Below are 25,467 nucleotides of genomic sequence, written 5' to 3'. Positions count from 1 at the left end.
AATGATCTAAGCTTGTTTAGATGAATTAACAAAATAATAGTAAAATTAAGATAAGGGAGATCCATGGAAGGATTGGGTATTATTGTCTTTAACGGTATAGGGATGCTTCTGTGTTTCTCTATTGGTTCTTTCGTTGCGTACTTTGGTTATAAAATTTTCAAAAGAGGCGCCTCGTTAAAGGAAGAGGAGCAACTAATCGAATGGAACAATCTCAAGGTTTCATCAAAAGGTGGAGGAGCAATAGTTACATCATGTTCAGCAATTTGGGCAATTGTGGGCTTATATGTTAGCCCTGGCATTTCAAATACTCCAAATGGGCCGGATTATACATCAATTCATAATAAACAGAATATAGAACTTAAGGTTGCAAGTGCGTACGTTGATGACCCTGAATCTATATTGGATAACCCTGAAGAGTTAAAAAAGTATTTTTCCGAGAGTTTGTCATCAAGAGACTATGACGTTGGAATTATTCACGTGAATGGCCGAATTGGAAGGTTGGATTCAGACTCAACAAACTACTTGGTTGATAGTTCAGGAAATACGACCTTAACAGCTGAGGCAGAAGGGGAGTTTGGTAAAGTACTAGTTTTATTCAGACCAAAAGTTAATGAAAAAAATCAATTGATATTTGATGCAGATGCTTTGGTTAAGAATGTGGATATAAATCGTCTAGATAAAGTAAAGAGTTCAGACTAATAAATCTTTACTATTCAAGCTACGTTGGTCTTTGGTCATTACCCATAAATCACTGAATAACCCACAGAAACAGAAATACCCAGAATCAATATGCACTTTACGACATTACCTCTAATGGTACAATGCGACATAATTTTCAATAAAAATACTACAAAATGTTCCTAAGAATAGAAAAAATTACAGTTAAGAATCTGTTTGGTTTTTTAAACTATGACATTGAACTTCCAGAGTCCGATCATGTGGTTATTACAGGCCCCAATGGCTATGGTAAGACTATGCTTCTCAAATTGATTCATAATGCTATCTCAAATAACTACAAAGAATTATCTAAAATAAGTTTTGATACATTCGAACTGAAAACCAATCTTGGTCTTGTCCGTTACTTCAACTCAGAATCTGGTATGCAGATCGAGTCATTTCTTAATGACGCAAAAAAGATCATCATTCCTTCAACCCAAAACTTGTCTGAAGAAAAGGTATTTGATTACAGAAAAGCTTTTTCTATTCTTATCCATTCTGTACATCTGAATGACGAAACTGAAGCATATAGCATCATTACAAAGCAAAGAGCGTTTCTAGAAGATAAAATGAAGTTTGCGCTAAGTAAATTGCACAAGCTTGACCAGTTGGTTTATGACTTATTTTCATGCATTTCAATAGAATCACACGAAGTTCAAAATAACGCATTACCGTACATGCAGAAAGAGAGGATAGTTGGCCTACAAGACCTGTTAGCACCTTACACTCGTTTCGGATTGCTACCAAAGTCGAGTAAGTATCTCGAATTGAATGACTTAAACCTTGTATCAGACTACACCATTAACTTGAGTGATAAATTGGATGAAATATTCTATGAAGAATCTTTGCATGAAGACTTTGTAGGACGTTTGAGCGAGTTCTCGAAGCTAATTGAGAAGAAAAAGTTTTCATTTAAAACTATAGCAGTTAACCCGGAATACGGCTTCGCATTCTTCAATCATGTTGGTGCTAATATACCTTTAGAAAAGTTGTCTTCAGGCGAGAAGAACCAAGTATCTATTTTCTTTGATCTAATTTTCAAAGCAGAAAATGGTGCAATCATTTTGATAGACGAACCTGAGGTATCTCTACACATTTCATGGCAGAAAGACCTCCTTAATGAGTTCTCTCAAATATCAAAGTTTAATCACTACTCACAGCTTATAGTAACAACGCATTCACCGGATGTGATTGGTGATGAATGGGAAAGTTCAATTGACCTCTTTGACAAGCATGTGATTGCAAAGAGTAACTAGTTATGTCGAGTTTAAGAGATGCTACCAGAGAACGTAGCGATGAAACTAAATTTAGCGCTCTGCTTTTACAGGTCCAAACTGACCACGTAGGCAATAGGATTATATTTGTTGTTGAAGGCGACTCCGATATTACTCTGTTTAACATGGTGTTGAGAAATACAGAGTTCTTTTACTGCACTCCAGCAAGTGGAAAGGCGGATGTCATAGAAGCTGTTGATAGGCTGAGGACTCGTATTTCTAATCAAGTTTACGGTATAGTCGATGCAGACTTCGACCACGTACTAGAAAAGACTTACAACGATACATTTATGACGGACGTGCATGATGCAGAAATTATGATGCTTCATGATGAATTTATCACAGATTTTATAACTGAACATACACAAAATCATATTCTGGGTCCGATGCAGATCGATGAAGTTGGTCAGAGATTAATGAGTAATCTGATGAGCGTCTGTAATGAAATCGGTCTTGTAAAACTCGCTTGTAGGTTGCTGAATTTGAATGTGAGATTCAAAGGTATGAACTACTTTACTAGCGAAGCTGTGACGGTTAACGATTTTAATGTGTCAATAAACATTCAAATCTTAATCGAAGCTGCAATCAGAAGAAGTCCGAGAGTAGAACAAACTCATTGTATCGACATATACAATAAATACGTAGAGTTAAATCAAGCTGGTTATTGTATATATCAGACCGCGAATGGGCATGACTTTTGCCAGTTGCTGGCTCAAGTGTTTAAGCAACCATTATCATCAGATAGAAATGTAACTGTCAAAGGGGTAGAGAAGTATCTTCGAAGCAAATATACAAAGGAGAACTTTGAGCGGACTAATTTATATGAGCAAATGATTAGACTTATTGAGACCGATGCAGAGGTAGAAGAAGTAGCGTAGTTTTTAGGATATCATATTGCCTCATTTCAACAGAAGTGAGGCGTCAATAACTATAACTTTCGTTACTCACTTACTTGAACAACTTTGTTGCCGAAGTATCTTAGTACTTTAGTTGTCCTACCGTTGATGACTGGCAAATCTTCTTTGTTAATCCATCCAATTAGCTCCTGAACATTAGATTTTCCGAATTGGTTCAACTTATACTCACTATCGTATATGCAGTTTGCCATACGTGTTACAGGGTCTCCAGTGCCGTATAGTAGGTATATCAGAGTCTTTTTTACCCTCTGTTCTTCATTACTTCCCATAAAGCTCTCCTTTAATGTATTGAGGCCACCTTTGTAGAAGCGAAACCGGTCATGGAAAGAGTGCAGAACGCAAAGTGCCTCAACTATATCAATCATTGAAGCTGATATGATTGCTTCCTTTGAACCGAGGACTTTTTTTATAAGGGGATAATTATGCGGAACAATGCGATCCTCAAAATGTTCCCATTTTGTATTCATCCATTCATTAATAAGTTTTGCCGTTTTAGACCGTTGTTGTTCATCCCATCCAAGAGGTTGGTGCTTCCAAGTGTCTTGAGTGGCATAGAAGTCGCGAACAAAGCTGAAGAATGAGTCAATTTCTAATCTTAATGGTATTAAGTCACCGTTAACTTTTCTATCGAAGGTTTTGTAGATTTCTACTATTCGATTAAAAGCACTAACTGATTCTTGATATGAACGCTGGTATGTATCTTGGAAAATAGACTTCTGTGATGCTTTCTTTTTACCGCGATTGATGTTCGAGAAGTTCACATCCCCCATGGTGTCGATGACATCGTGTTCCATGTCATTTAATAGTTTATTTGCATGATAGTACTTGTTATAGATACTCCGATAGCATTTGACTGCATCTCTATTGAGCACTTTTGCGTCACGCCAGTATTCACTGAATAACTCTTGCAGTTCTATAAATCTATGATCTTCCGGGTGGATGCCAATCATAACTTCTTGATTAGAATATATGGCGGATCGAGTTAGATTCGCTGAACCCAACAAGATGGACTTATCACCAAAAATGTAAAGCTTAGGATGGAATGAGTTGGTCGTGAAGAACCTAGCTTCAACCTTATTATTGTTTAGTAATCTATCTAGTGCAGATGGTGAGGTTGGAAAACCAAGTCGCACAATGATTTTTAAATTACATCCTTTTCCAAGGACCTCATCTATAACATCAAACTCTGTGAAAAAAGCTGAAGCAATGAATAAGTCCATTCCATCTTCTATATGATCTGTGATGCCATGTTTAATGAAATCATTTTTTGAAGTTCGATTAGTATACAAGTCCATTGGTTTGCTCTCATCACTCTCTTAAAATAGTACAAGCCATTGAGGTTGATAAAAGAGTAACTTATATCAGTAAAAGGATACACTGGCCTAAAGAATTCTGTGGCTACAAGCTTATTTTCGCAAGTTTGGAGTTGATCAAGTAAAGATATTAGGGGAGGGGGAGTTGTATATTTTCTGGTTTGAAAAAAAGAACCCCCTCCTACGCAAAAGCGTAAGAGGGGGACAGAGATAAACGCTTGGGGGCAATTTAACTCCGAAGCGAATTATATACAGGTTTACAGCTTAGTTCAAAGAAAATGACACTATAAACAGTTAAATGCCCAATTTTTCAGCATGATAGATAAACGCCACACTATATGGATAATCCCCAATCTCCTAAAAGCTGATCAAGCTGCTGCTTTTGCTCATCGCTTATATTTTTAACTGTGAAACTGAACTCACCTTTCAAGGAGTCATGTTTTACGTGAACTTCAGAGCCGTTATCAAGTTTCTTCTTAAGTTTCTTTGGCTTTGTCAATGCATCTTGCCCTTGATCCTCATCATGCTCGGCATAGCTGTATGACAGAATCTTTTTTACGATTTGAGCGTTGGCGTGTTTAGCACTTAATGCTGTAAGCCTTAGGTTTTCTGTCTCTTCTAATAAAGATGAGCAAAAATTTTCAAAGCCTGATTTTTCTTTATCAGAAAGGCTAGTTATTTTCTTGTCTAATTCAATTATTGAAGGTCTTCCTAGATCAGGAACACTAGGAATGACATCTATTAGCCATTTTGGTAGCTCTGCCGCTTTTATACCAGCTGAGACTAAGTTTTTGTCATAGCCTTTCTCGGTGGCAATCTGAATATTGTTCAAACCTTGTTCTTTCTTGAGGTTCAGCCATTGCTTACCTAACTCATAGAGAGACATGGGTCTATGTGTATTACTTACTTCAGATAAAGACTGCTTACTTTCGCGTGTAATATTTTGACTTGTAGCATAGATCTTAAAACCGCGCTTACTGTAGAAACAACCGCTTCTGCGTTGAGAGCCATCAATAACTTCATAAGTGACACCCCCTTGTGAATCAGTGTGTTTTATAGCAAGACCGGGATAGAGTTGACCCTTATCAGAGATCTTGTTGGTAATATCTATAACTGACAGCCGAGACATAATTGATTGATCTCGAACATTATCCTCTGATACGAATGTTTCGGCTTCAATTTTATCAAAAGGAATTTCGACCAGTTGAAACAAGACTTCTTGGCCATCAACCGCAATTTCTAGTTCGGATACTCCTGCTTGAGCTGCCTCGTTAAGGAGTTGCTCCTCTTTCGTTGTGATTGCAACACTATCTGATGATAACTTCGAGGTACGATTACCACCTGGTGTATAAGCTTGGACATTTCTTCTATGACTTGACATGGTGCCCTCTTTATAAATCGATATCTTTTAAGTGATCTTTAAGCTCATTTGCTAAATCAATTACTGAGTCCTTAGAGTCACGTAGCTGTCGAGGGATACAAATACCTTCGCTAGAAGCGACATCTAGTACTGTTCGATAATTTTTGGCTGCGGTATCAAAAGCATTTGAGCGAATGATGTAGTTATTGAATACCATGGAACGGTACTCATCTTTGATACGATTTGATAGCTCAGTATCTCGGTCTTTCTCTTCTTCGACGTTGGTACGGGCAATTTTAATCCAACGAATACCTTCTGAACCTTCTGGCAAAGCTCGAACCTGGTTAGGTAAATTATCCAAGAATTGAGTTGTGGAGCTCCAGTCGAGAGCCTTTGGAGATACTGGTACCAACAAACCATTACAAGCGTACAGTGCACTCCAAGTAAGCGGGTTGATTTGAGGTCCTGTATCAATAAAGATTAAGTCGTATTGGTTACGAATAGGGTCGATAACTCGTTCTTTTAATCTTGGAATTAGGTTTTCTTCTCCGAGCCAATGTAAAGACGAAAATCGCTCATCCTCAGGAAACGCTGGCATGATTCGAACATTAGGTAAGAAGGTATTAAGGATTGCTTCATCAATAATATCCTCATGACTTAAACCATAATTCACGAAATTTTGATATAGAGAATCTTTACCCTCAAGATCCGCTGTCATAATGTCAACGGCAGTGAGTTGGTCCAGATCATTTTGTTTGTATTCCTTAGATTGAGCGAACAATTTAAGTGAACCCTGTGGATCTAAATCAATGATTAGAATGCGGATACGTTCAAGGTGCTGTAAACCTAATGCCTGAGCCAGGTTAATAGTCGTCATGGACTTACCTGTACCACCTTTCTGGTTCTGTACATTGATAATATGAGTACCACGATTAAAATCAGACCATTTTGGCTTACCAGCTAAATCGAGAATTTCATGAATATAGTCTGGCGAATACGCATACTTACCACGGATCATTTCAGGTGGTTGATAGCCTTGCTCCACCCAATCTTCTTCCTTTTTCTTAAACGTGTTGACAGAGTCCCAGCCACACATTTTGCTCATTTTGGTTTGTGGAACTGAGTGATTAAGAATGACCTTGCTGACTTCAAACTGTTCATCGAGTACAACCTTCGATTGCTGAAGGATGTTTGCTCGACGTTCTGACTCGGTACGACTTACGCTCTCGTTTGCTTTTTCCAAATTCTGCAAAACGGATTCAGTGACTGATGACATTGTGACTCTCCATAAAATTGACAGTCACATTGTCAATTAACAGGTGATGACTGTCAATGATAATTAATGGGTATCAATGATATGTTGAGGCTATCATTTTTATTTGAGGCTTTCATCACAGAATCCTAATGAAAAAAGTCAAATACAGTGCGAACAGAATCTATAGGTTGATTTTGTCGCTGTATATGGTCAGATATCTGAGTGTACAGAAACACAATGTATAAGCTAAGCTATTAATAAATAGAGAAAAAATAATGAGCGACATTAAAGAGCAATTGCTAGTATTTTTGAGAGAACGGACCGCGGTAGAGGCTGTTGTGTCTCCGAGTGTTTATGTAAAAAGTACTGCAATCCCACGCGAAGATAAGTTAGAAATTGTATTACATCGGCAGTCTACTCCATATAACAGTAAACATTTCATTGATGTGATGATAGAAGTACCTTTAGAAATCAACAGAAAAAATTACGAAATTATTAAGAGCTGGCCTATGTGCAAACTAAACGAATACTCAGATTCTAGTATGTTATTAGTGAAACGCGAAGACTAAAAATCTTGAGTTGTTGAGTAAAGTATGCTTAACGTATATAGTTAAGCATACTTTACAAAGATAGGTTTCTTGTTACCGTGACTAAAGACGAATACATTGAGTGCTATAAACGAAAAGGTTGGACTACAGCACACCTAGCCAATCGGTGGGGGTTTAGCAAGGTAAGAGTCTACCAAATTGCAGAGGAAGTTGAGCTAGGGCATAGTAAGAAACAAGCTCATATAGATATGCTTAACGGGCTACCCAAAGCGCCAAAATCTATTCGAAAACCCTATAAAGAAAACTAGGAGAAGCTTGTGAAAAGGCTTGAGAATGTAATGGAGAATAACAACCTAGCTTTGAGCTTTGGTCCTGCAATAGACTTCTTTGTTGACTGGGGCTTCAAGATAGCGCTTTTAATTTTTGTAGTGGTGTTTATTTCATCTCTAATCACTACTTACTTCAATGGTGCACTACATACTAATGCTCTGTCTGTATTTGGATTGACAGGTTATTTAATCGCTAGTGCTATATATCAAGGCCTGAACGATCATCATCGGGGATACTAATATAAATTTTTCATTTGGCGCTATACAAGAATTGAATCGCGTTCCGTCGCCGGAACGCTGTGAGTCAAAACAAGGTCAAACGTGATATGACATTCAAAGCCGTGCTCCGTTCGGAGACCATTTACTAAGTTGGTGCTCCTCTTTGTTTGGTTCATTTGATAGTGTTTTTGCCTGAGGTTTTTGACCAAGCAAAGCACTTCTTGATCGCTGCTTCTACGATAGATATTTCTACAAAACTACCACTTGTTTAATCCTCTTCGGTATCAAGTGGCATTAGCCATTTATTGAAAGCACCCTAAATCTAACAGTTGCCTTTTTATTTCAGCGAACTGGTCAATGTCAATTATGCTTAGTTGCAGCATTCTATTTGTAATGAATTTTGGTGTTACGTTCATCTGTAAAGCTATCTGCCTCAAACCAATATCTTGACTCAAGTAATTCATCAATTGCTCGTCACTCGAACTGTTCCAGCTATTGGTGGAACGAGGAACACTTTGAGTGATAGTAGTGTTGGTCGAGGTTGCATTTTTCGGCAATTGTTTAGGTTTAATTGATATTTGGTTCTCTGTGTTGTGGCATAAAGAACTTATGCTTTCTACTAGCCCAATTAGACCGTACTCAAAATGAATGTATGGAGTGAAAGTGATAGAAACTATAGATGCATTAGATAGTATCGACTTCGCTAAATCCATTTCGTTGCATTTGTTTTTAGGGATCAACAAATTTATCTTGCCTTCACATTTAGTCTCGATACCAATTACAAGTCCGCCTCTTTTTTCGTGCATTGCATCACTAATAACACCAGCAAAAGTACATTTGGGGCTAAACTTTGATACTCGTTTTCGCCAAGCGTCTCGGTCACGACTTTGCAGTGAAGTAATATATTGCTGACTTGTAGAGGCTGATTTTGGTCCAACAGAGATAATCCATTTAATGAGTGATGGCCAATTTGAGATTTTCATGAGCTGTACCTGAAGGATAATTACACAGTATAAATACCACATTAACACACGCGCGAGTTGAAATAAATCGAATTTATAAAGATTATGGAATATAGTAAATATGTCATTTGAGGATAAATAACAAGGTCTAAAATTATGGTTTATAGCTATATCATTACCCGAGATAGAGAGCGTATTGTAGACAACCTAATGGAACACGGTGAGTTTTCTAATGGTTCAATTAAAGGTAAAGAGTTAAGCCTTGATCATCCATTAGCAAATGAGATGGTAGATACCTTAAAACTAGTGCCTCAAGGCATGGCCAATACCTATTACACCCTTCACCATTTGAAACAGCAAGATTGGGATGTGACTCATGAAAATGGTTATGAGAACTCTCTCATTGCGAGCTTTAGTTTAAATGGAAACCTAAGTTCACTTTTAGATAAAGTCAAAAGTGGAGAGGGGTTTAAGGTAGAAACGAATACCTTCCAGGAGTTCATTGAATCGAATCAAGGTATCGATTTAATCGTAGATTTTCAAAATACGATCACTCAGTCTGATTGTTGGACACCCCAAGGAAAATTAAACAACCCATTAATATCGAACTTCACTGTGGATATGGAGCGTCTTTCAGAGTGGCCCGGCATGCTCGAAGCACTAAATAATCTAGGTATTGATTCAACAAATTTAGAAAACGCTATTAGTGAAATTGGTTTAGAGTCTGCTCTGGAGCTTTGTAAAAGACCAGAAGTACTTTTAGCTTATCAATATAGCCAGGGAAGATTTGCAGACTTGCCAAAGAAGAATCTACCCGGTGCAAGATTTATTCAGAATTTAGATTTAGTAGAAATTGCTGAAGAGTACTTGAAGTTCACTACTGCTCAAAAGCTTGAGGGCGTTGAACCAGACTTTAAACAGTTTTTGTTAGAGCAAGGGGAATCATTAAATGACAAAATTGATAGCGCCGTTAAATCACAAGTTTTATCGTTTATGAATGAGATGCAGCTCGATGACTCCAAAGAAAGTATTGAGTTACTAGACGAAACTGCAACAACACTATACAAACAATTAGATCCGCGAAACGAATTAATGGGCTTAAGGTACCACCTTGAAAAATTACTAGACGTATATACAAAAGAATCAGAAGTAGACCATGAAGCTCTATCATTACAATTAAATTTGCAGTTGGATGAGTACAGTGAGAGGGATGCTTTCAATACTTGGTTATTAAACAACATCTTAGAATGCAAGTTAGAGCCGAGTGTAGAACTAAAAAGTAAACATGAAGCTATGGCCTTCCTTGAAAACTCCAATAATGTCACTATTCCGCAGATGATGGCAGCATTAGTACATTTATCTAACCAAGACCTTAGTAAAATACAAGCGACCCTGGATGGTGAGCTTGTTGGGCCAACTAACCATACATCTGAGTATTATGCGGACCTTATTAAAAAATTTGAAGGGATAGTATCCCAGTTATCGGTGGACCAAGGTATTGATGTATCAAAAGCAAAGGAAGATGTATTCAGTAGAATAGTGGAATCTTTATCGCTAAACAAACCTGTTTCGCAAGAAGCTTTGAGCGATAGTTTATCGAATGAATTATACCAGCTAGCTGAGGCTACAAGGTTTTCGCCAATAGGTTCTGAGAAAGCTGACCCCATTCAAAAACTGACCATAAAAGATGTTCGAGCAATCATTTTACCTGAAGCAGTAACTGAGCCTGAAATTATCGATCAAATGTTGGCAATAGAGAAGCTGAGGGAGGAAGGCTTTAAAGGTAAAACTATTCTTTACAGTGAGCTCGAGCGTGATGGTAAAGCTCAAGCTGTACATTCTTTTATAAAACATAATCCTGACACGTTAAGAACAATAGGTGCTGCTCCCACTTCCCAAGTAGATCCTGAGCTGGATATCCCCAAATCAATAAAGATTCTTGAAGAGATTCAGGCTAATCACCCTTACTTAAAGATTCGTGTACATGAAACGATAGATTCAATGAACTTTCTTAGTAATGATCTGAAAAGTTACAGCTCTACACTCGCTGGGGTTGCCCACAATGGTGAAATGCATGTGAATCTACAAAGTGAACATAACGCATATGAGTCAGGACTTCGAAAGACTATTGCACATGAAGCGGTACACTTGGGATTTAAGAAGATGTTCACAAACTCCGAGTATGTGGACCTTATGGAGACTGTTTGGCAAAACATTTCCACTGAAGACAAGGCTACAATAAAACAAAACTATGGGCACCTTGATGAAAACAAGCCTCTAGATAGACGTAGCCTTGCGGAAGAATGGTTAGCTATGAAGGCTGAAAGTATTGATCTAAGAGATATTGATCGTATACAGCCAGTTATTAAGGTTTCATTGGTTAACAAGCTCCAAGGGTTTAGGGATTCTGTTCTCAAGAAATTAGGCAAGGTTACCGAGACCTCTTTAAATGTGGATGAGCTCCTGGTAAACGCGATTAAAAAGGCTGGAGAGTTCAACCAGTTCATTGATGGTAAAGTAATTGATCAAGGTTTGGTCGTTAGAAAAACAGGTTATGTTGAACATGAGCATCAGTCGTTTGACCTGTATCGTGGTTATAAAGCGAATTTAGACGCTGGTAGAAATTTATCTACAGAGGTGCAGATTGCAGCTAAACAAGACTTTATCCATAAGTACTCGAACAATGGGCACATTAAACTCTTAAATATCACTTTCGATAATAATAATGAACCCAAACTTGAAGGTAGTCAGTTAAGCCTACCGTACTCTGCAAACCCCAAGGACCTTCTTGAGATATTAAGGCAGGTTGAGGTAAGTTCGTGGACAGGTAAACCATCTTTGCATTCTAACATAAGTACTGAAATAGAAGCTGTTGACAGGGCTGAAGCAACTCCACCAGCAGTTGTTAAAGCCAAGCTTGGTAATATAGTTAATGAGTTCACTATAGATACATCTGTGAATAATGAAATTCTCAATAAGCTTTCTGGACCAGTAAAAGACAAGTGCAAACAAGTAGACGAAAAAGTTAAACAAGAGGTTGACACTGATATGAATTTAGGAATTGGATTTTAAATTGTATATGCTGTAACCTATTATAAAACAACAGGAGGCTTCCTATGGTTGCTGCAATTGCTCTTCTTCCATTACTTGGTGTTATAGCGGCTATTTTTTGGGGGTTGAATATGTACTACACACTCGTTCCTAACTGGTTAATTCCAGTAGTGTGCGTCGTGGTAGTCGCCTCAATATTCCAAATTAAGGTGACATACAAAGAACTAAATGAATCGGAAATAGATAGTTTTATTGGGCGGTTCTTGTTCTCAATACATCGAACAGTTCGACAGTATATGAGAGCGGCATTTATGCCAGTTGTACCTGATTTTAGTTTTGTAAAACAAACCCTCAATATCATGACGAAACGAAAAGATGATGAATAAGAAATTAATGTTAGCTGTAATGTTGAGCGCCTCCCTTTTCGGTTGTGCTCAAAATGATAGTCTTGATCCAGTATTTGGTTTTACTGGTGAATATGGTGCTGGTGGTACAAGAATCCCTAATAATCCAGCATACTTAGTTGATCCTGGGTTAACTACTGAAACTGAACTATTTAAGATATTCGGTGAGCCCCAACTAACCCAAAGTTTCCCATGGGGTAGAGTAGTTACTTATAGATATTGGGAAAATAAAATTGGGTTGCCGATGTATGAAGAGTATGTTGACTTTGTTTTTAACGATAGAGGTTTCCTTGATAAGGTGGCAACCTATTCTCAAAGGGGCTCTAAGCGGGTTGAAACAAATCAATCCAAAATGATAGAGAGAGAAGAAGAGTGTCCAAGTCACTACACAGTGTGCCAGTCATACGAAAACTTCAGTCATTAGAATCCTCACTTCATGCGTTTGCTCACTCCTTAGAGCAAACGTACTTTAACGTTCAGTTAAACAATCCCTCTGACATCAAACCAATTAAAGCGGTCATTAGAGCTATAACGGCGATCACTTACGATGAATACCAATCAGGACGAGAGTTAAACCAGTTACCTGGAGTGGTCTTCATTCCTGAAGATGTAGTTCCCAAATTACTAGAAGTAAATCATGCCAAAAAGGCATTTTCAGACGCTGTAAAAGAAGCTAAGGCCTCGAGTAAATGCAAAAGCAATACTGCCGCATTGAATTATGTAAGAAAATTATTAACAGAGATAGGCATGCAAAGGGTTCACTTTAAACAATGTGAACGCTTGCTGGTGGTAGAAGAGGCGCTACCTAAAAAAATAGTTTTTTATAACGAATCAAAAGGGTGGGGTAACCAAAAGAAATACTCAAAAGAAGAAGCGCTTGAGTTAGCTAAAGAAATCATTGATAACGGTTCTGATAGCTTTGACATCGTTTCTAAGAAAATTGCAGAGATTTCTGATTCGGAGTTTCTTGTGCACCGGACGCCAAGTCCAACAAGTATTAAAGCGAACATCACTAGATATGTACCAGGAGTGGGAGAGAAAAGTCATTCAAGAGTTGCTTCGTTACCAATATTTGTTGTAACTACCGATATGGATTCAGCGAGAACGGTACTCATTGGTTCTATGGTTTCGATTGAGTCTACCCCAAAGTCTAAAAGACTGGGGTCTAGTAAAGCTCGTAGTAAGTTTGAAGAGCAACCCTATATCTCAACTTTGCGTCTATATCGATATAAGCCCGAATATAGATAGAAAAATTTACAAACCAATCTATAATATATGATATTAAATTGGAGGGTTAGAGATGCACAAGCGTAGAGATAATTTGCAAAAGACGATACTCATTGTTTGGTTTCTGTGTTCTAGCATTGTACTTGGGATTCAGCTATTACCTAGCCCAATTGATAATGCAAGTGCAAGTCAGATAGAGTCAAAAGCCGGAAATCTGGAGCCAGATGACAGCCTGATCAATCTGGATACAATTCTTACCTATATGCCTACCGAAGTACCTCATTCCAGAAATAAACAGTAGCTATAAAATGATTTAATATGGTATTAAATACCATTGACAAACACTTTGCTCAACTATAATATATAACAAAACAGAGCGAGGTAGTTATGGTTACAATAGCTAGCAATAACAGCAATCCTTCACCTAAAAGCGTGGCTCTTGCTGCTGCTTTAGGGCAAATTGAAAAACAATTTGGCAAGGGTGCTGTGCAAAGCCTTGGGGGCGAAGCAACAACTAACAATCTTGACATCGTATCTACAGGCTCACCTAAGCTTGATAAAGCTTTAGGAGTGGGCGGGTTAGCGCGAGGTCGTATTCATGAAATTTTTGGCCCGGAGAGCTCCGGAAAGTCGACATTGGCATTGGAAGTCATTGCTGAAGCACAAAAGAAAGAAAGTATTTGTGCCTTCATTGATGTTGAGCATGCGCTTGATCCTGGATATGCCAAATTAATTGGCGTTAATAGCGAAGAATTGTATGTTTCGCAGCCCAATAGTGCGGAGGAAGCTCTGTCTATTGCAGAAACTCTTGCTCTATCGGGAGCAGTAGACATTATTGTTATCGATAGTGTCGCAGCAATGTGTCCTAAAATGGAGTTAGAAGGAGAGATGGGGGCAGCTAGTATGGGCCTTCATTCGAGGTTAATGTCGCAAGCATGCCGGAAGCTAACAGGTATTCTAAAGAAAACGAATACCATGGCTATTTTCATAAACCAAATTCGTTTTAAAATTGGTGGTTTTGGAAACCCTGAGACAACAACAGGTGGAAATGCTTTAAAGTTCTACGCTACAACGCGAATTGATATTCGCAGAACGGGGAGCTATAAAGTCACCGATTGTACAATGGGTAATGAAACCAGGATTAAGGTTGTCAAAAACAAACTTGCCCCTCCATTTAAACAAGCTGAAACCAAAATATTGTTTGGTAAGGGTTTCGATTACTACGGTGAAGTTCTTGATTTAGGCTTAGATGCTCGAATTATAGACAAACGTGGTACTTGGTACCTTTACAAAAACCTTAAGCTTGGGCAGGGCAGATTGTCAGCGACAGAGGCCTTAGAAAACGACAAAGTCCTTCTTGAAGAGATATTATCTCGGATTAATTAGATTAAGGTATGTTGCGGGAAAACCGCAACATAAAGGCATAATGTTATTTAGTGACTTTCAGAAAAATCTAGACAAATTACCTTTTGATGAATTGCAATCACGGAGAAAGGGGCAGTCTGTACGCTCATTAGCTTATTTTCTTGGCTCAAATGAAGTCGCGATTCAAAAGTACAAAAATAATCCCGACGAACCTGTAAAGGAATCGCATATTCGATGCGTTGATTTTCTTTTGAAAATGCCAAAAGAGCAACAGATCCACATTCTATCTCAGAGTGTAAACAATCCTATCTTAAGCGTTACAGAGTCACAGCGCTGTAAAGTGAAGCATTATGATGCTCTGGAGAGTCGTCTCCTGAAGCTGGGTATGTCGAAGTTAGGGGTGTATTCATTATTGGGTACTCGTAATAGCGTTGTGGATAACGCACGAAAAAAAGGCGCCATGTCAAAAGGCTTGGCAGCGATCGTTGGGTTAACGAGTCGATTTAGTAATGATGAGCTCTTGGAACTAGCTGTCGAATACGAGACATCTGAGCGAAAATTGCCCGCTTTGAAAGAAAAGCTTATGAAAAAGCATTCTAAGTCCTCAACTTAACGACAAAAGTTGAACTGCAAGCTCAAAACGTGAATCTGGATAAGGATAATCTGAGAGCAATCAATAAACTAGCGAAATCGCTGGTTTATTTAGAAAACTAATCTATGTCATTTACGTATAAAAAAAAGGATTTGAAGTGAAAAACTACTTAGCACTCTCGATTTTAGTAGTCCTATCTGGCTGTGGTGGTGGCGGAGAAGGTGGTGGCACCAATAGCAGTAGTGGCGATAAGTCACTTGTACTTACTGTAACAGATCCAACTCAATCACTAGTGGAGAATGGGGAGTCAATAACCGTCCAATTAGAAACAAACTCAAAATCAGATAACTACACTCTTACTGTAAGAGATCCACAGTCGGTTCTCAATCAAATTCCTCTAAGTGAATATGAAAAAAATATTCATTGGTCTGTAAATAAATCGAATTTAATTCTTTCAGCAGATGAATTACTTAAGTCTTCAGGTGATTTGAGCCTCACACTGACACTTGAAGATGGCAGCGAGCAAATATCTACGAACTTTAGCCTTGATATTGTTAACACAAGTCTTAATGAGCGTCTTGAAGTCGCTTCAACGTACATCGATAACAGTGAAGAGATTAAGCAGTTTTCGGAGCTACAATCACTCCAACATGCTTATGAAAAGGTTTTTTTATTGATGGGTCATGGTCAGCTCCCATTTACACCCGAATTTGATGAGCAGGTATACCTGGACAAACTAAACGACATCAAGTTGGCAGTAAGCAAGGTGCATAATGGTGGTATAGAGACTCTACTTGTTAATCCATTATCAAGTTTTGAATCTGAACTAAACGCAAGCGCTAAACAATACATAGATCATCTGAACAAGATTGCCGCAAAAGAGAATAGCCTGAGTGTACTCCCAGCAGTGGATTTCAATGCCTCTTCGACAGGCTATTCATTCTTTAAAGGTAATGTGAACTACGGTCAGTTTACTGAACTGTCAGTTTTCAAGTTCAACCCTGAATTTCAGTTTGTTGAAAATTTAACTGACCCTACTTACGGCAATTGCAGCATTTAAGGACAAATAGAATGAACAAAATCACCCTATCTCTACTAATTAGCGCTGCAGTTTTTAACGGTTATGCTCATGCGAACATTGCAGAACCTATCTTATTTAAAGGAGTCGATCCTTTAGCGATGTCAGACTCAACTGGTTACCACCAGTCACAGTTAAATACCTATTGGGCAGACCAAGACTTACTTAAAGGGGCGAATAGTATTTCTAAGGCCAGAGATACTGCAAAAACCAATAACGTGACACGTGTGGGTGTTATAGATGGAGGCTTTTTAAATACTCCAGAGCTTCCTTTTGTTGATGGATATAGTTTTATCGGAACTGAAGGTTACACAGCAAATTTTGACACACCGATATCTGACCGTGGTGAACACTGCGATATAGGTCATGGCAATATGGTTGCATCACTAATTGGTGCCAACCCTCAAGGGGATGGCGTAAAAGGTGTAGCTGATGTTGAATTGGTTGCAGCTCGAGCACTGAAATGTAGTGAAGCAAAAGTTGAAGACTTAACTGCTGCAATCAAGTGGCTGAGTGGACAAGAGGTTCCTGGTGTACCGCTAATTTCAGAGCCAGTTGATGTTATAAATATGTCGTTAACGTTGCGGAACACAATGTGTGGTGGTGACGTTCAAGACGCGATTCGAGTAGCGCAAGATAAGGGGATTACTTTTGTGGCAGCGCAAGGGAATCGAGGCGTTAATTATGAAACAGGGTTACCAAAAGATTGTCCCGGTGTGATCGGAGTAGGCTCAAACCAATTAGATGGATATAAGTCTGGGTTTTCTAACTTTGATGTTAACGTAGACATTGTTGCTTATGGTGACCGCCTCTCATTGCCGACAATCGTTGATTCGAATAATGATGGAGCTTTGGACTACACCGAAACGGCTGGAACGAGTCTTTCGACACCTCTAGTAACGGGCACAATTGCACTAATGCTCAACGAAAGTCCCGATTTAACTCCTACAGAAATCATTACCATTCTTAAACAATCGACAGGCAAACCAATGGTCGGTGAAGCGGGAAGTGGTTTTCTTAATTATTCTTGTGACAATGGATATTGCGGCTATGGTGTTTTGAATGCATATGAGGCAATGCTTCAAATGAGAAAGTTGTCAGAGGAAGGGGTAGCGTTAAAAAGTCCACTAGCTGGTGAGTGTGATGTAGAGTTTTACTTAGATACTCTCGGTGGTTCTATTGATGTTTGTTCAATGGGGGAGTTTAAGTTAAATGATCATGTCACTAGCGATAACACCAAAATAGAAGTTTATAAAGTTTCAAGCCTTGATTCATTAGATGTGGCAGGTGCTGAATTAGTTACAGACACTACAAATGGAAAACTTATGCTTCCAAATGTGGGTAATGAGCTCTTTGCCTACCGTATGTGTGAAAAGAACTTCGTTGATGAGTACCATTGCTTTAGCGATGAATTAACGCCACTAACGGTTTCTAATCTCGAAAAACCTCACCAATGTAATCTCTAGAAACTGAAATCTAACTAATTGATAAACCCTGGATATTTTCCGGGGTTTATTATATATGATAGTTGACTGCTTTTTGTTTTGCTGTCACAATATACCATATTAAAACGGCTTTGGGGGCAGAATGAAACCAACGTTAGAACAACAAAACGTCATATACAAACCTGTTAGGCTTGCTGTGATCAAAGCGCTTGCAGGAACTGGTAAAACTACATTATTTAGATTGTTCGCGAATGCATATCCAGAGCTAAGAATGCTCTATATTACTTATAATCGTCCGATCGCAGATGCCGCTAATTTACCTCCCAATTGTCTATCACTCACTGGCCATCAGTTAGCATATCAATTCGTAGGAAAATACTACCGCCACAAGTTTGCAGAAAACCTCAGCATGGGGCTGATTAGAAAGCACCTCAGGTGCGACTGGTCCATCGCAAACGGGACTATGGTTACTTTAGAAAACTATTTTTGTAGTGAAGACCAAGAAATAGAAAAAAAACACGCTCCATACAACCCCAAAAATAAAAAATCATTGGATATTCAAGAGCAGCTAGTTTCTAGTGCCAAGCAAATCTGGAATGAAATGCAGTTATTGGAAAGTCCGGTTCCCATGACGCACGATGGTTACCTAAAAGGTTTCTCTATTGCCCAAGTAGATTTGAGCGAGCATTTTGATGTGCTACTTGTAGATGAGGGGCAAGACCTTAACCCTGCAGTGAGAGCTTTTATGAAAGCTCAAACTAATATGAGAGTCTATGTATGTGGCGATGAGTCGCAACAAATTTATCGTTATCGCGGTGCCGAAGATGCACTGAAAGTTCAAGAAAATAGTGGAGCCGAAGTTTTCTCATTAACCCAGTCATTTCGCTTCAATGAACAGGTTGCTACATATGCCAATGCCTTTCTGAACCAACTTGGTGTTCATGAACGGCTTAAGGGGACCGATAATGGCATTATCGAGTCTGTTTTAACTTCAGAAAACGATTTAGATGAAAATCTCCAGATAGCCTATATCAACCGTACGATCGTATTAACGATTGAAGTCGCGATAGAAGCTGACGAACGTGGCAAGAGCATTTACTGGACTGGAGGTTTTAATAACTATCCATTTAACGAGCTCTTTGATTTACTCTACTTGAAGCTAGAGCAGTACGATAAAATACGCTCACGTGACTTTAAGCGTGATTTTACTACATTCGAAGATTTCGTAGAAGTTGCAAAAAAAACGAAAAACATCGATATGGCTAGAATCCTCAGACTTGTCTCTAAATATGATACTGGTTTGTTTGATATTTATGAGAACTTGAAGCGTTCTAAAGTGGATAATATTGAGGCTGCTGAAGTTGTCGTAGGAACTTGCCACAGAACGAAAGGCCTAGAGTTTGACCAGGTGGTGCTAGGGGATGATTTTTGTGACCAATTGAAATTAATCGAGCGTACAGAAGACGAAATTCGAGATGAGTTGAATCTAATGTATGTCGCCATCACAAGAGCCAAGTTACGATTCGTAGAATCCCATCCGTTTCATTCTGTACAACGTTGCTCACAAAACATTTTTGAACTGGCAAGAGAGTTTCAAAAGAACAAAAGAAGTAGCTCAGGCCGTTTTAAAAAGAGACGCCAATCATAATTCTATCGAGATGAGTAAATTAGGAGAAGTAAGTAAATGGCACTATTTGACAGAGAAACGAGAGAGTTGATAGAAAAGTTGATCAATCAGGTTGATGTTGATCTTCGAACCGATTTTAGTATAGGTATCATTTCTAGTGAAAATGAATATACATCTGTCCTAACTGCAGAAATTCGTAATAGGATTAATGCTAGGCTACCGTTAAAATCAGCTGCATTTTCACAGAAGTTGAAATCAAATGAAGAGCAAGCATGGGGCGTTGATGCTTGTGTTTTATTGATTGATTATGACAAGGGAGTCGGGAAACTATGTTTGTTTGAAGCAAAAAGTGATCGGCCAAATTGGGACTATCTGAAACCTAATTATCAACCACCTATCTCTCACTTTTCATCTCAGATAGCCCGTCAGGTAGCACCTAACAAACAAGGATTTGTTGTATGGGAGCAGTTTTATTCCAGCAAACCAAATGGTACACCTATAGGTGACCGAAATCCTAAGGGGTCTACCTGTATTCTCCATCATCTTGCATTCTACCATAATGGTACACCTCCTAATCCGAAAGTTTGGACTGATAATGATATTGATACCCTTGCTCGTGAGTGGCAAAAGGTATCCACAATGGGGGGCCTAGTAAATACGGTTTGCAAATGCAAATTGGGCAAAAGTTTCGATGTTAGTAAACTAGAAGAATTACTCAGTGAACGTATACCTGTGAGGCATATTTTGTTTTTAGAAGGGGGCCGGGCTGTCACAGAAAAAGATAGCTATCATTCTATTGCAAAACAATATCAGGAAAGGTTCCCAGACTATAAAGAGAGCACTGGTAGGCAGTAAGTGCTGATTTATTACTTGGTTTTTTTATCTTAGGTGATTGCTATAACAAGAGCATAATGATTGAAATTCCCTCAATTAGTTAAGTAGACTCGCAAAGTGTAATTCGAACTTTTCCAAATTAGTCAGTTGGTCTTCTCACTTAATGACCAACTGACTAAAAAATAATATGGACTGGATGGCATAGCTTTTGGGGTGCGTTCAGCGTTAGACCTGATTACCTAAGCTTACTGAGCCCGGCACCTAAATGAGAGCCTACTTGTCTTAACTTTTCCTCTTGTTCATGTACCGTGATTTCCAACAACTCACGTTCATTTTCAAGCATGTTGATTCTGTCTTGGCAGTCTTCTACAGCATCGTCATACCCATAGCCGTACATCCTTGCCCCAGTCACTCTGATTAAACCGACTAGCTTTTCTTGTTCGTCGATGTACTTCTCATACTCAGTACTTTGATTATTTACTAAACCCATATTCCCTCCGCTTCATTTCTCTTAGCCTTGTTCGCCCTTGCTCATCGCCAAAAGCCATATCAAACAACTCTCTGGGCGCGAGCTCTTGTACAGTAACTTGTGGTTCTTGACCTGTCTCAAGTTTAGACGTTCGCTTTCCCTTAAAGGGGAGCACATTTGATTTCATTAGTTCTCCTTAAATTGCAATGATTTACCTTGAATGAATGAAACCAATTTATCTTATGGAAAAGCCGTGGACAGTAGCACAAACGCATTAATTCTTGACCTTGACAATTCGTTGAGATTATGGGTGTGAAATGTGTCTGTGATATACATAGATTCCATTAAACAGAACATATTGAATATAAAGAATTAATTTCCAGTTTGGTGTTAGAAAAGTCATAACCTAACGGATCAGTAACTCGATAGGAGTCATTGAAAAAAAAGGTAAATTAGATTAGGTTTGAACTTGTTTTTTTGTTGGAAGTGTAGGTTGTGTCTAGAGAGCTAATTGCCGGATTTAAAAGAAGTTCAGAAAGCAGTTGTTGTGACTTTATTTGCCAAGAGGCTTACAGAGAAGCAATATGCGAGCTTTATCCTGAAGATGTAGCAATTTATAAACAAGCATACGGTCTTCTTCTGGATGCATCTAAAACATGTTTAGAAAGGGTTGAGCTTGAAACTGCATTCTCAGTAAGTGACATAGAACCAGACAAGATCATCGATGGTCCTTTTCATGCATTTGTGTTTAGCGACTATTATTTTGATCTAAACCATTCCGATCGATTTTGGGTTAAAGATATCACTCTGTGTTTACAGCATGAAGTAGAAAGGGCATTAGAGGCTGAGAATTGGGAGGGTGAGAATTTAGAGCAAGAGCTGCAAACAATATCACCTGATTTGGTTAGCATTGCTCAGATGATTGATGAGCAATTTGTCACCGCATTGTCTCCTATTCGAGAATATAAAAACACCTTTTATCACAGGTATTCGCCAACACTTTTCTTTAGTATTTATGATTATAGAGAAGCCTTGCACTACTTCCACCTCCCTTTTGAGAAAAAGAGTGAAGGGCTTTGTTTTTACAGTGCGCCATATACGCTTCATCAGTTCTATCGTGAGTCTTTTGGTTTGGATAACTCTACCAGAAAAAAACTGGTTCCAAAGGAAGCTTTATCTCGGACGTTAGCAAATGAGGAAAGACAATTTACAGTTGAAGAAGAGCACCTCTCTGCTTGGATGGCTCTTGAGTTTTGCGGTTCATCAGACAAAGTGGAACTTATTGATTGGGTCAATATGAGTGTTGATGTTTCTAGGCCTCTTTCCGACAATGAGATAAAGTGGGTAACGGCATGGTTTAAACAATCCCTATATGCCTCTCAAGCAAATAATATCCGAGCTGAAATACAATGCGCTACTTCAATAGAAGAGATTATTAATCTAAACAAGCTGCTAGAATCTATCGGGGGCAGGAAAATAGATGAAACAATAAGTTTGTATCAGTCCAACAACCTTAATTCTCCTCCACGCAGTAAGATTAAAAACTACCTTTGTGGAATGATTTTACACCAAGACCGTTCAATCAACCCTAAAAAACTAACCTACACGGAGTTGGAACAAAACCTCGCTGCTGAACTTTCTGACCTAGGGTATGGCATTGGCTTTTCCGATGAGAGCATTCGTCGCGGATTTAAACTGTATAAAGAAATGATTGAAAAGCAGAAAAAGCGTTACCTTAATGCTTAAACTCGTAATAGGGCAGAAGCAATATAGAACAACCTGTCAGATTTTATCACCCTCAGGAGACCAAACTGACAGATTGCATTCTCACTAATTCACACAACCCAATACATTCAGATACACTTAACCTCAAGTAGCTCATTAAAATCGCTGAAATAATTCTCCAGCTCTAGCAACTTTACATTCCCTGGTCGCTCTGAGTACCGCTTTGTACGTGCTCCAAATTCTATTGTTCCTTTCCCAAAGCGCGTATTAATGCAGTCGATTGCTTTGCTTAATTTATGGTTATTAACATCATGTTCAAATAGATCTGCTTGCTTGTGCTCTGCGTCGATTAAACTAGTAAGGCCAACTCCAACTTTATAAATGCGCGTTTTTGTCGGTTGAGTAGGAATAAGGTCACCCTGAATAGCTCTCAACGTCTTTAGACCTACAGAGGTATCGCATACACCGTAACTTAAGTGTATGCTCCGGCTAGCCTTAAACTGCTCCTGAGGATCGTCATGTATGGATGTGGACACAAATGCTGTTATAGCCAGGGCTTCTGATTTTTGCGCTCGTAACTTAAAAAATGCTTCTGCAAGGTGAAGAGATAATTCCGACATTATGGACTCCCTTGATTGTAAGCGGTCCCGGTATGAGCTGGTGGACCAAATTTGTTGCTTCTTAGGTCGTGTGTCGTTCCAATTGTAGACAGGTGTGCCATTTAACTCATGGACCGTGTTGGCGACGGAAATCGAAAAGGCTTTTTGCATTTTTTTAGGATCTTGGCGAGCTAAATCTAACGCGCTATAAATGCCCATATGAGAAAAGTGTTTAGATAGCTTCCTGCCTACGTTCCAAACCTCTGAAACAGGTACCTTTTCTAATGTCTGAATCAAATTGTCTTTACTAATGACAAATACACCGTTACTACCCTGAAGTTTTTTGGCTGCAAACGAAGCCAGTTTTGAAAGAGTTAAACTAGGACCAATCCCGACTCCTGTAGGAACCCCCGTTGTTTTCCAAATGTGTTCACGCCAACGCCAAGCTTCGCTTTCCAGGTCAATGCCATTCTTCAGTAGCTCCGTAGTCTCCACCCAAGATTCATCGACGCTGTAATGAAAAATGGGTAGCCCCTCGGAAACATCTATAAGTGATTGCTTAAAGTTCCTAGATATCTGCCCTAAGGTATTAAAATTACACTTAAATATTGCGCCATGATGCATGGCAACTTTAGAGTCGATTTCCCAAATAGGAGAGAACTTGGGTATCCCAAATTCCTTTATATTTGCTCCGGCAATACTAATACCTTGGCCTGCTGACACGAGTACTGGTTTCCCTTTTAAACCAGGATGAAATTGAGCACTACTGTGCGCATAAAATCCCGTTCCGTCTATTAGTGCGAATGATTTAACGGCCACGAAGTTCTCTCCGGTAAATTCGGATAGCCATAGAGACACAGCCGTAAATGCGAATTTCGTCACTTGATGATAGATAAACAGATCTGAACTTTGGGTTGTCGCTGTATGCTTTTTTCAGTCTTTTGTTCAACCTCTTACATACCAATTCACCATTTAAAGCCATGATAACGGGATGATCTTCTTTAAATGAGAGGCTGCGGTTAAGGAGTAGCAAATCTCCGTTATCAATGATTGGTAACATAGACTTACCGTTTGCACGCATCAATACACATGTATGTTGTTGCTCAGGAGGTATTAATAACTCATGAAGGTCGAACTCTTTCAATGAGTTATGTATAGGTATCGAATGGCCTTTTCTGTACCAATGAAAACGAGCAGATACAACGCCTTGAACTACAATATCTTCTTGCTTTTGTATCTCTTGAAATGACACAAGAGCGTTTTCGCCAAGGTATTCAACCAAAATACAGTCGTTTGCTTCAGGTTGTAGGCTTGAGTCAACAAGCAGGTAATCGCCATCTGAAATACCGAAGTAAGGTACATCTTGATGAGCAACAGTTAATTTGGTTGCGCTAGGATGATGAACTAGCTGTTTTGACAATGACAGGGATTTACGGACACTCCCGCTTGTTGGGTCTTCAAAGCCTGTTATGCCGCAATTTATTGACTGATCAAATATTTGTAAAACACCCATTTTAAAAACACGTCTGACTGCTGTATGTATATACAGTAATTATATATCCAGCTATGTACTGGTGCAATGTAAGGAAGAGCATGAGCTATTGGGATGGTTAGATGGCCTGGTGCACATCTGTGAACCATAGGTTTTTGAGTATACGATTCATGAGCAAGGAGAGACACTGTAATTGCACTATAGATTCGAGTAGTAAGGTATAAGCCCGGTGGTATGGTAAGGTTTTGTAGCACCATAATGCAGCGTTAAAAGAGAAAATGGAGGCTTCATTGAGCGTAAAAAAAGACAATCACTTTTTACCTGAGATGTATCTAAAAAATTGGTGCAACGAGCAGGGTAAGGTATTCCACTATAGGAAAGTTGTTCAACACGAGAATGTGCCATTATGGAAGGACTACTATCCATCAGCGATCGGTTACCATACACATTAAAGCAACTCAGTGGTCTGAGATGAATAGTATCGATATCATAAATTACATACCAATTTGGGAACTATTCTTTAAAAGCTTTCTACTTGAGTTCAAGTTGATGTGATTTAGGTTTCAATGTGAACATTTAACTAGCCATAATGGCTTTTCTGGCAGTTAAAGCGTAAATCGGCATTGTTGATAATGATAACGTATTGAAAATATTGATATAATCAT

Annotated in this window: 23 protein-coding genes; 16 read left to right on the top strand and 7 right to left on the bottom strand. The window is 38.8% G+C overall.

Features of this window, described 5'->3' with window-relative positions; translation table 11 throughout:
* Positions 1-63: 63 nt before the first annotated feature.
* From R7F07_RS17920 to R7F07_RS17910, 3 genes are all read left to right on the top strand, one after another.
* Positions 64-699 carry a hypothetical protein gene (locus R7F07_RS17920; RefSeq protein WP_025633944.1) on the top strand — a complete coding sequence of 212 codons (636 nt, stop codon included), beginning with the start codon at positions 64-66 and terminating at the stop codon, positions 697-699.
* A gap of 155 nt (positions 700-854) precedes the next feature.
* Positions 855-1,973: an AAA family ATPase gene (locus R7F07_RS17915; RefSeq protein WP_025633946.1), complete on the top strand. Its 1,119-nt coding sequence runs from the start codon at positions 855-857 to the stop codon at positions 1,971-1,973.
* Positions 1,974-1,975: 2 nt separating this feature from the next.
* Entirely contained in the window at positions 1,976-2,869 is an 894-nt protein-coding gene (locus tag R7F07_RS17910) for a DUF4435 domain-containing protein (RefSeq protein WP_025633948.1), read from the top strand.
* 62 nt (positions 2,870-2,931) lie between these two features.
* On the opposite strand, the gene R7F07_RS17905 is transcribed toward R7F07_RS17910, so the two are convergent.
* From R7F07_RS17905 to R7F07_RS17895, 3 genes are all read right to left on the bottom strand, one after another.
* Positions 2,932-4,203, bottom strand: a complete 1,272-nt coding sequence (locus R7F07_RS17905) for a phospholipase D family protein (RefSeq protein WP_025633950.1) — start codon at positions 4,201-4,203, stop codon at positions 2,932-2,934.
* Between the two features lie 352 nt (positions 4,204-4,555).
* Positions 4,556-5,602 carry a ParB N-terminal domain-containing protein gene (locus tag R7F07_RS17900; protein ID WP_025633951.1) on the bottom strand — a complete coding sequence of 349 codons (1,047 nt, stop codon included), beginning with the start codon at positions 5,600-5,602 and terminating at the stop codon, positions 4,556-4,558.
* A 10-nt stretch (positions 5,603-5,612) separates the two neighbouring features.
* A complete protein-coding gene (locus tag R7F07_RS17895; RefSeq protein WP_025633952.1) occupies positions 5,613-6,857 on the bottom strand; it encodes a ParA family protein in 1,245 nt (414 codons plus the stop codon).
* 254 nt (positions 6,858-7,111) lie between these two features.
* Here R7F07_RS17895 and R7F07_RS17890 point away from each other — a divergent pair, with 254 nt between their 5' ends.
* Positions 7,112-7,405 carry a hypothetical protein gene (locus tag R7F07_RS17890; protein ID WP_025633953.1) on the top strand — a complete coding sequence of 98 codons (294 nt, stop codon included), beginning with the start codon at positions 7,112-7,114 and terminating at the stop codon, positions 7,403-7,405.
* 296 nt (positions 7,406-7,701) lie between these two features.
* A complete protein-coding gene (locus tag R7F07_RS17885) occupies positions 7,702-7,953 on the top strand; it encodes a hypothetical protein (RefSeq protein ID WP_025633956.1) in 252 nt (83 codons plus the stop codon).
* A 281-nt stretch (positions 7,954-8,234) separates the two neighbouring features.
* Here R7F07_RS17885 and R7F07_RS17880 read toward each other — a convergent pair whose 3' ends face one another.
* Positions 8,235-8,915, bottom strand: a complete 681-nt coding sequence (locus R7F07_RS17880; protein WP_025633958.1) for a hypothetical protein — start codon at positions 8,913-8,915, stop codon at positions 8,235-8,237.
* Between the two features lie 189 nt (positions 8,916-9,104).
* Between R7F07_RS17880 and R7F07_RS17875 the strand changes: the two genes are divergently transcribed.
* The 10 genes from R7F07_RS17875 (at position 9,105) to R7F07_RS17830 (ending at position 20,538) form a co-directional block, all read left to right on the top strand.
* Positions 9,105-11,966 carry a hypothetical protein gene (locus R7F07_RS17875; RefSeq protein ID WP_203347290.1) on the top strand — a complete coding sequence of 954 codons (2,862 nt, stop codon included), beginning with the start codon at positions 9,105-9,107 and terminating at the stop codon, positions 11,964-11,966.
* Between the two features lie 44 nt (positions 11,967-12,010).
* Positions 12,011-12,331 carry a hypothetical protein gene (locus R7F07_RS17870; RefSeq protein WP_025633960.1) on the top strand — a complete coding sequence of 107 codons (321 nt, stop codon included), beginning with the start codon at positions 12,011-12,013 and terminating at the stop codon, positions 12,329-12,331.
* Positions 12,324-12,773, top strand: coding sequence for a hypothetical protein (locus tag R7F07_RS17865; protein ID WP_025633962.1), 450 nt, complete (start codon positions 12,324-12,326; stop codon positions 12,771-12,773). The genes R7F07_RS17870 and R7F07_RS17865 overlap by 8 nt, the downstream gene beginning before the upstream one ends.
* Positions 12,722-13,597, top strand: a complete 876-nt coding sequence (locus R7F07_RS17860; protein WP_138058891.1) for a hypothetical protein — start codon at positions 12,722-12,724, stop codon at positions 13,595-13,597. Before R7F07_RS17865 ends, R7F07_RS17860 begins: the two co-directional genes overlap by 52 nt.
* Positions 13,598-13,963: 366 nt before the next feature.
* The gene (gene recA / locus R7F07_RS17855; RefSeq protein ID WP_044129452.1) at positions 13,964-14,962 is read left to right on the top strand and encodes a recombinase RecA; all 999 of its coding nucleotides are present in this window, start codon (positions 13,964-13,966) and stop codon (positions 14,960-14,962) included.
* 40 nt (positions 14,963-15,002) lie between these two features.
* Positions 15,003-15,554 carry a hypothetical protein gene (locus R7F07_RS17850; RefSeq protein WP_025633965.1) on the top strand — a complete coding sequence of 184 codons (552 nt, stop codon included), beginning with the start codon at positions 15,003-15,005 and terminating at the stop codon, positions 15,552-15,554.
* A 136-nt stretch (positions 15,555-15,690) separates the two neighbouring features.
* The gene (locus R7F07_RS17845; protein ID WP_025633967.1) at positions 15,691-16,593 is read left to right on the top strand and encodes a hypothetical protein; all 903 of its coding nucleotides are present in this window, start codon (positions 15,691-15,693) and stop codon (positions 16,591-16,593) included.
* A gap of 11 nt (positions 16,594-16,604) precedes the next feature.
* On the top strand, positions 16,605-18,077 hold the full coding sequence (locus tag R7F07_RS17840; protein WP_077202322.1) for a S8 family peptidase: 1,473 nt from the start codon (positions 16,605-16,607) through the stop codon (positions 18,075-18,077).
* 121 nt (positions 18,078-18,198) lie between these two features.
* Positions 18,199-19,704 (top strand): 3'-5' exonuclease, encoded by a 1,506-nt coding sequence (locus tag R7F07_RS17835; protein ID WP_025633969.1) that lies wholly within the window; start codon positions 18,199-18,201, stop codon positions 19,702-19,704.
* Positions 19,705-19,740: 36 nt separating this feature from the next.
* Positions 19,741-20,538 (top strand): hypothetical protein, encoded by a 798-nt coding sequence (locus R7F07_RS17830; RefSeq protein WP_025633971.1) that lies wholly within the window; start codon positions 19,741-19,743, stop codon positions 20,536-20,538.
* A 214-nt stretch (positions 20,539-20,752) separates the two neighbouring features.
* On the opposite strand, the gene R7F07_RS17825 is transcribed toward R7F07_RS17830, so the two are convergent.
* Entirely contained in the window at positions 20,753-21,007 is a 255-nt protein-coding gene (locus R7F07_RS17825) for a hypothetical protein (RefSeq protein ID WP_203347291.1), read from the bottom strand.
* A gap of 474 nt (positions 21,008-21,481) precedes the next feature.
* On the opposite strand from R7F07_RS17825, the gene R7F07_RS17820 reads away from it, so the two are divergent.
* Positions 21,482-22,732, top strand: a complete 1,251-nt coding sequence (locus R7F07_RS17820; RefSeq protein ID WP_025633975.1) for a hypothetical protein — start codon at positions 21,482-21,484, stop codon at positions 22,730-22,732.
* Between the two features lie 107 nt (positions 22,733-22,839).
* On the opposite strand, the gene R7F07_RS17815 is transcribed toward R7F07_RS17820, so the two are convergent.
* Together R7F07_RS17815 and R7F07_RS17810 are read right to left on the bottom strand one after the other, a co-directional pair.
* Complete coding sequence (locus tag R7F07_RS17815) at positions 22,840-24,129, bottom strand: hypothetical protein (RefSeq protein ID WP_025633977.1); 1,290 nt, start codon at positions 24,127-24,129, stop codon at positions 22,840-22,842.
* Entirely contained in the window at positions 24,119-24,823 is a 705-nt protein-coding gene (locus R7F07_RS17810) for a S24 family peptidase (protein ID WP_054574980.1), read from the bottom strand. Before R7F07_RS17810 ends, R7F07_RS17815 begins: the two co-directional genes overlap by 11 nt.
* Between the last annotated feature and the right edge of the window lie 644 nt (positions 24,824-25,467).

This window comes from Vibrio sp. YT-16 (genome assembly GCF_033337405.1).
Taxonomy (GTDB): domain Bacteria; phylum Pseudomonadota; class Gammaproteobacteria; order Enterobacterales; family Vibrionaceae; genus Vibrio; species Vibrio alginolyticus.
This window is presented reverse-complemented; position numbering and strand designations above follow the sequence as displayed.

Excerpts from the sequence above, each read along its gene's own strand:
- R7F07_RS17920 (WP_025633944.1), top strand. The coding sequence starts at position 64 with ATGGAAGGATTGGGTATTATTGTCTTTAACGGTATAGGGATGCTTCTG.
- R7F07_RS17915 (WP_025633946.1), top strand. The coding sequence starts at position 855 with ATGTTCCTAAGAATAGAAAAAATTACAGTTAAGAATCTGTTTGGTTTT.
- R7F07_RS17910 (WP_025633948.1), top strand. The coding sequence starts at position 1,976 with ATGTCGAGTTTAAGAGATGCTACCAGAGAACGTAGCGATGAAACTAAA.
- R7F07_RS17905 (WP_025633950.1), bottom strand. The coding sequence starts at position 4,203 with ATGGACTTGTATACTAATCGAACTTCAAAAAATGATTTCATTAAACAT.
- R7F07_RS17900 (WP_025633951.1), bottom strand. The coding sequence starts at position 5,602 with ATGTCAAGTCATAGAAGAAATGTCCAAGCTTATACACCAGGTGGTAAT.
- R7F07_RS17895 (WP_025633952.1), bottom strand. The coding sequence starts at position 6,857 with ATGTCATCAGTCACTGAATCCGTTTTGCAGAATTTGGAAAAAGCAAAC.
- R7F07_RS17890 (WP_025633953.1), top strand. The coding sequence starts at position 7,112 with ATGAGCGACATTAAAGAGCAATTGCTAGTATTTTTGAGAGAACGGACC.
- R7F07_RS17880 (WP_025633958.1), bottom strand. The coding sequence starts at position 8,915 with ATGAAAATCTCAAATTGGCCATCACTCATTAAATGGATTATCTCTGTT.
- R7F07_RS17875 (WP_203347290.1), top strand. The coding sequence starts at position 9,105 with ATGGAACACGGTGAGTTTTCTAATGGTTCAATTAAAGGTAAAGAGTTA.
- R7F07_RS17870 (WP_025633960.1), top strand. The coding sequence starts at position 12,011 with ATGGTTGCTGCAATTGCTCTTCTTCCATTACTTGGTGTTATAGCGGCT.
- R7F07_RS17865 (WP_025633962.1), top strand. The coding sequence starts at position 12,324 with ATGAATAAGAAATTAATGTTAGCTGTAATGTTGAGCGCCTCCCTTTTC.
- recA (WP_044129452.1), top strand. The coding sequence starts at position 13,964 with ATGGTTACAATAGCTAGCAATAACAGCAATCCTTCACCTAAAAGCGTG.
- R7F07_RS17850 (WP_025633965.1), top strand. The coding sequence starts at position 15,003 with ATGTTATTTAGTGACTTTCAGAAAAATCTAGACAAATTACCTTTTGAT.
- R7F07_RS17840 (WP_077202322.1), top strand. The coding sequence starts at position 16,605 with ATGAACAAAATCACCCTATCTCTACTAATTAGCGCTGCAGTTTTTAAC.
- R7F07_RS17835 (WP_025633969.1), top strand. The coding sequence starts at position 18,199 with ATGAAACCAACGTTAGAACAACAAAACGTCATATACAAACCTGTTAGG.
- R7F07_RS17830 (WP_025633971.1), top strand. The coding sequence starts at position 19,741 with ATGGCACTATTTGACAGAGAAACGAGAGAGTTGATAGAAAAGTTGATC.
- R7F07_RS17825 (WP_203347291.1), bottom strand. The coding sequence starts at position 21,007 with ATGGGTTTAGTAAATAATCAAAGTACTGAGTATGAGAAGTACATCGAC.
- R7F07_RS17810 (WP_054574980.1), bottom strand. The coding sequence starts at position 24,823 with ATGGGTGTTTTACAAATATTTGATCAGTCAATAAATTGCGGCATAACA.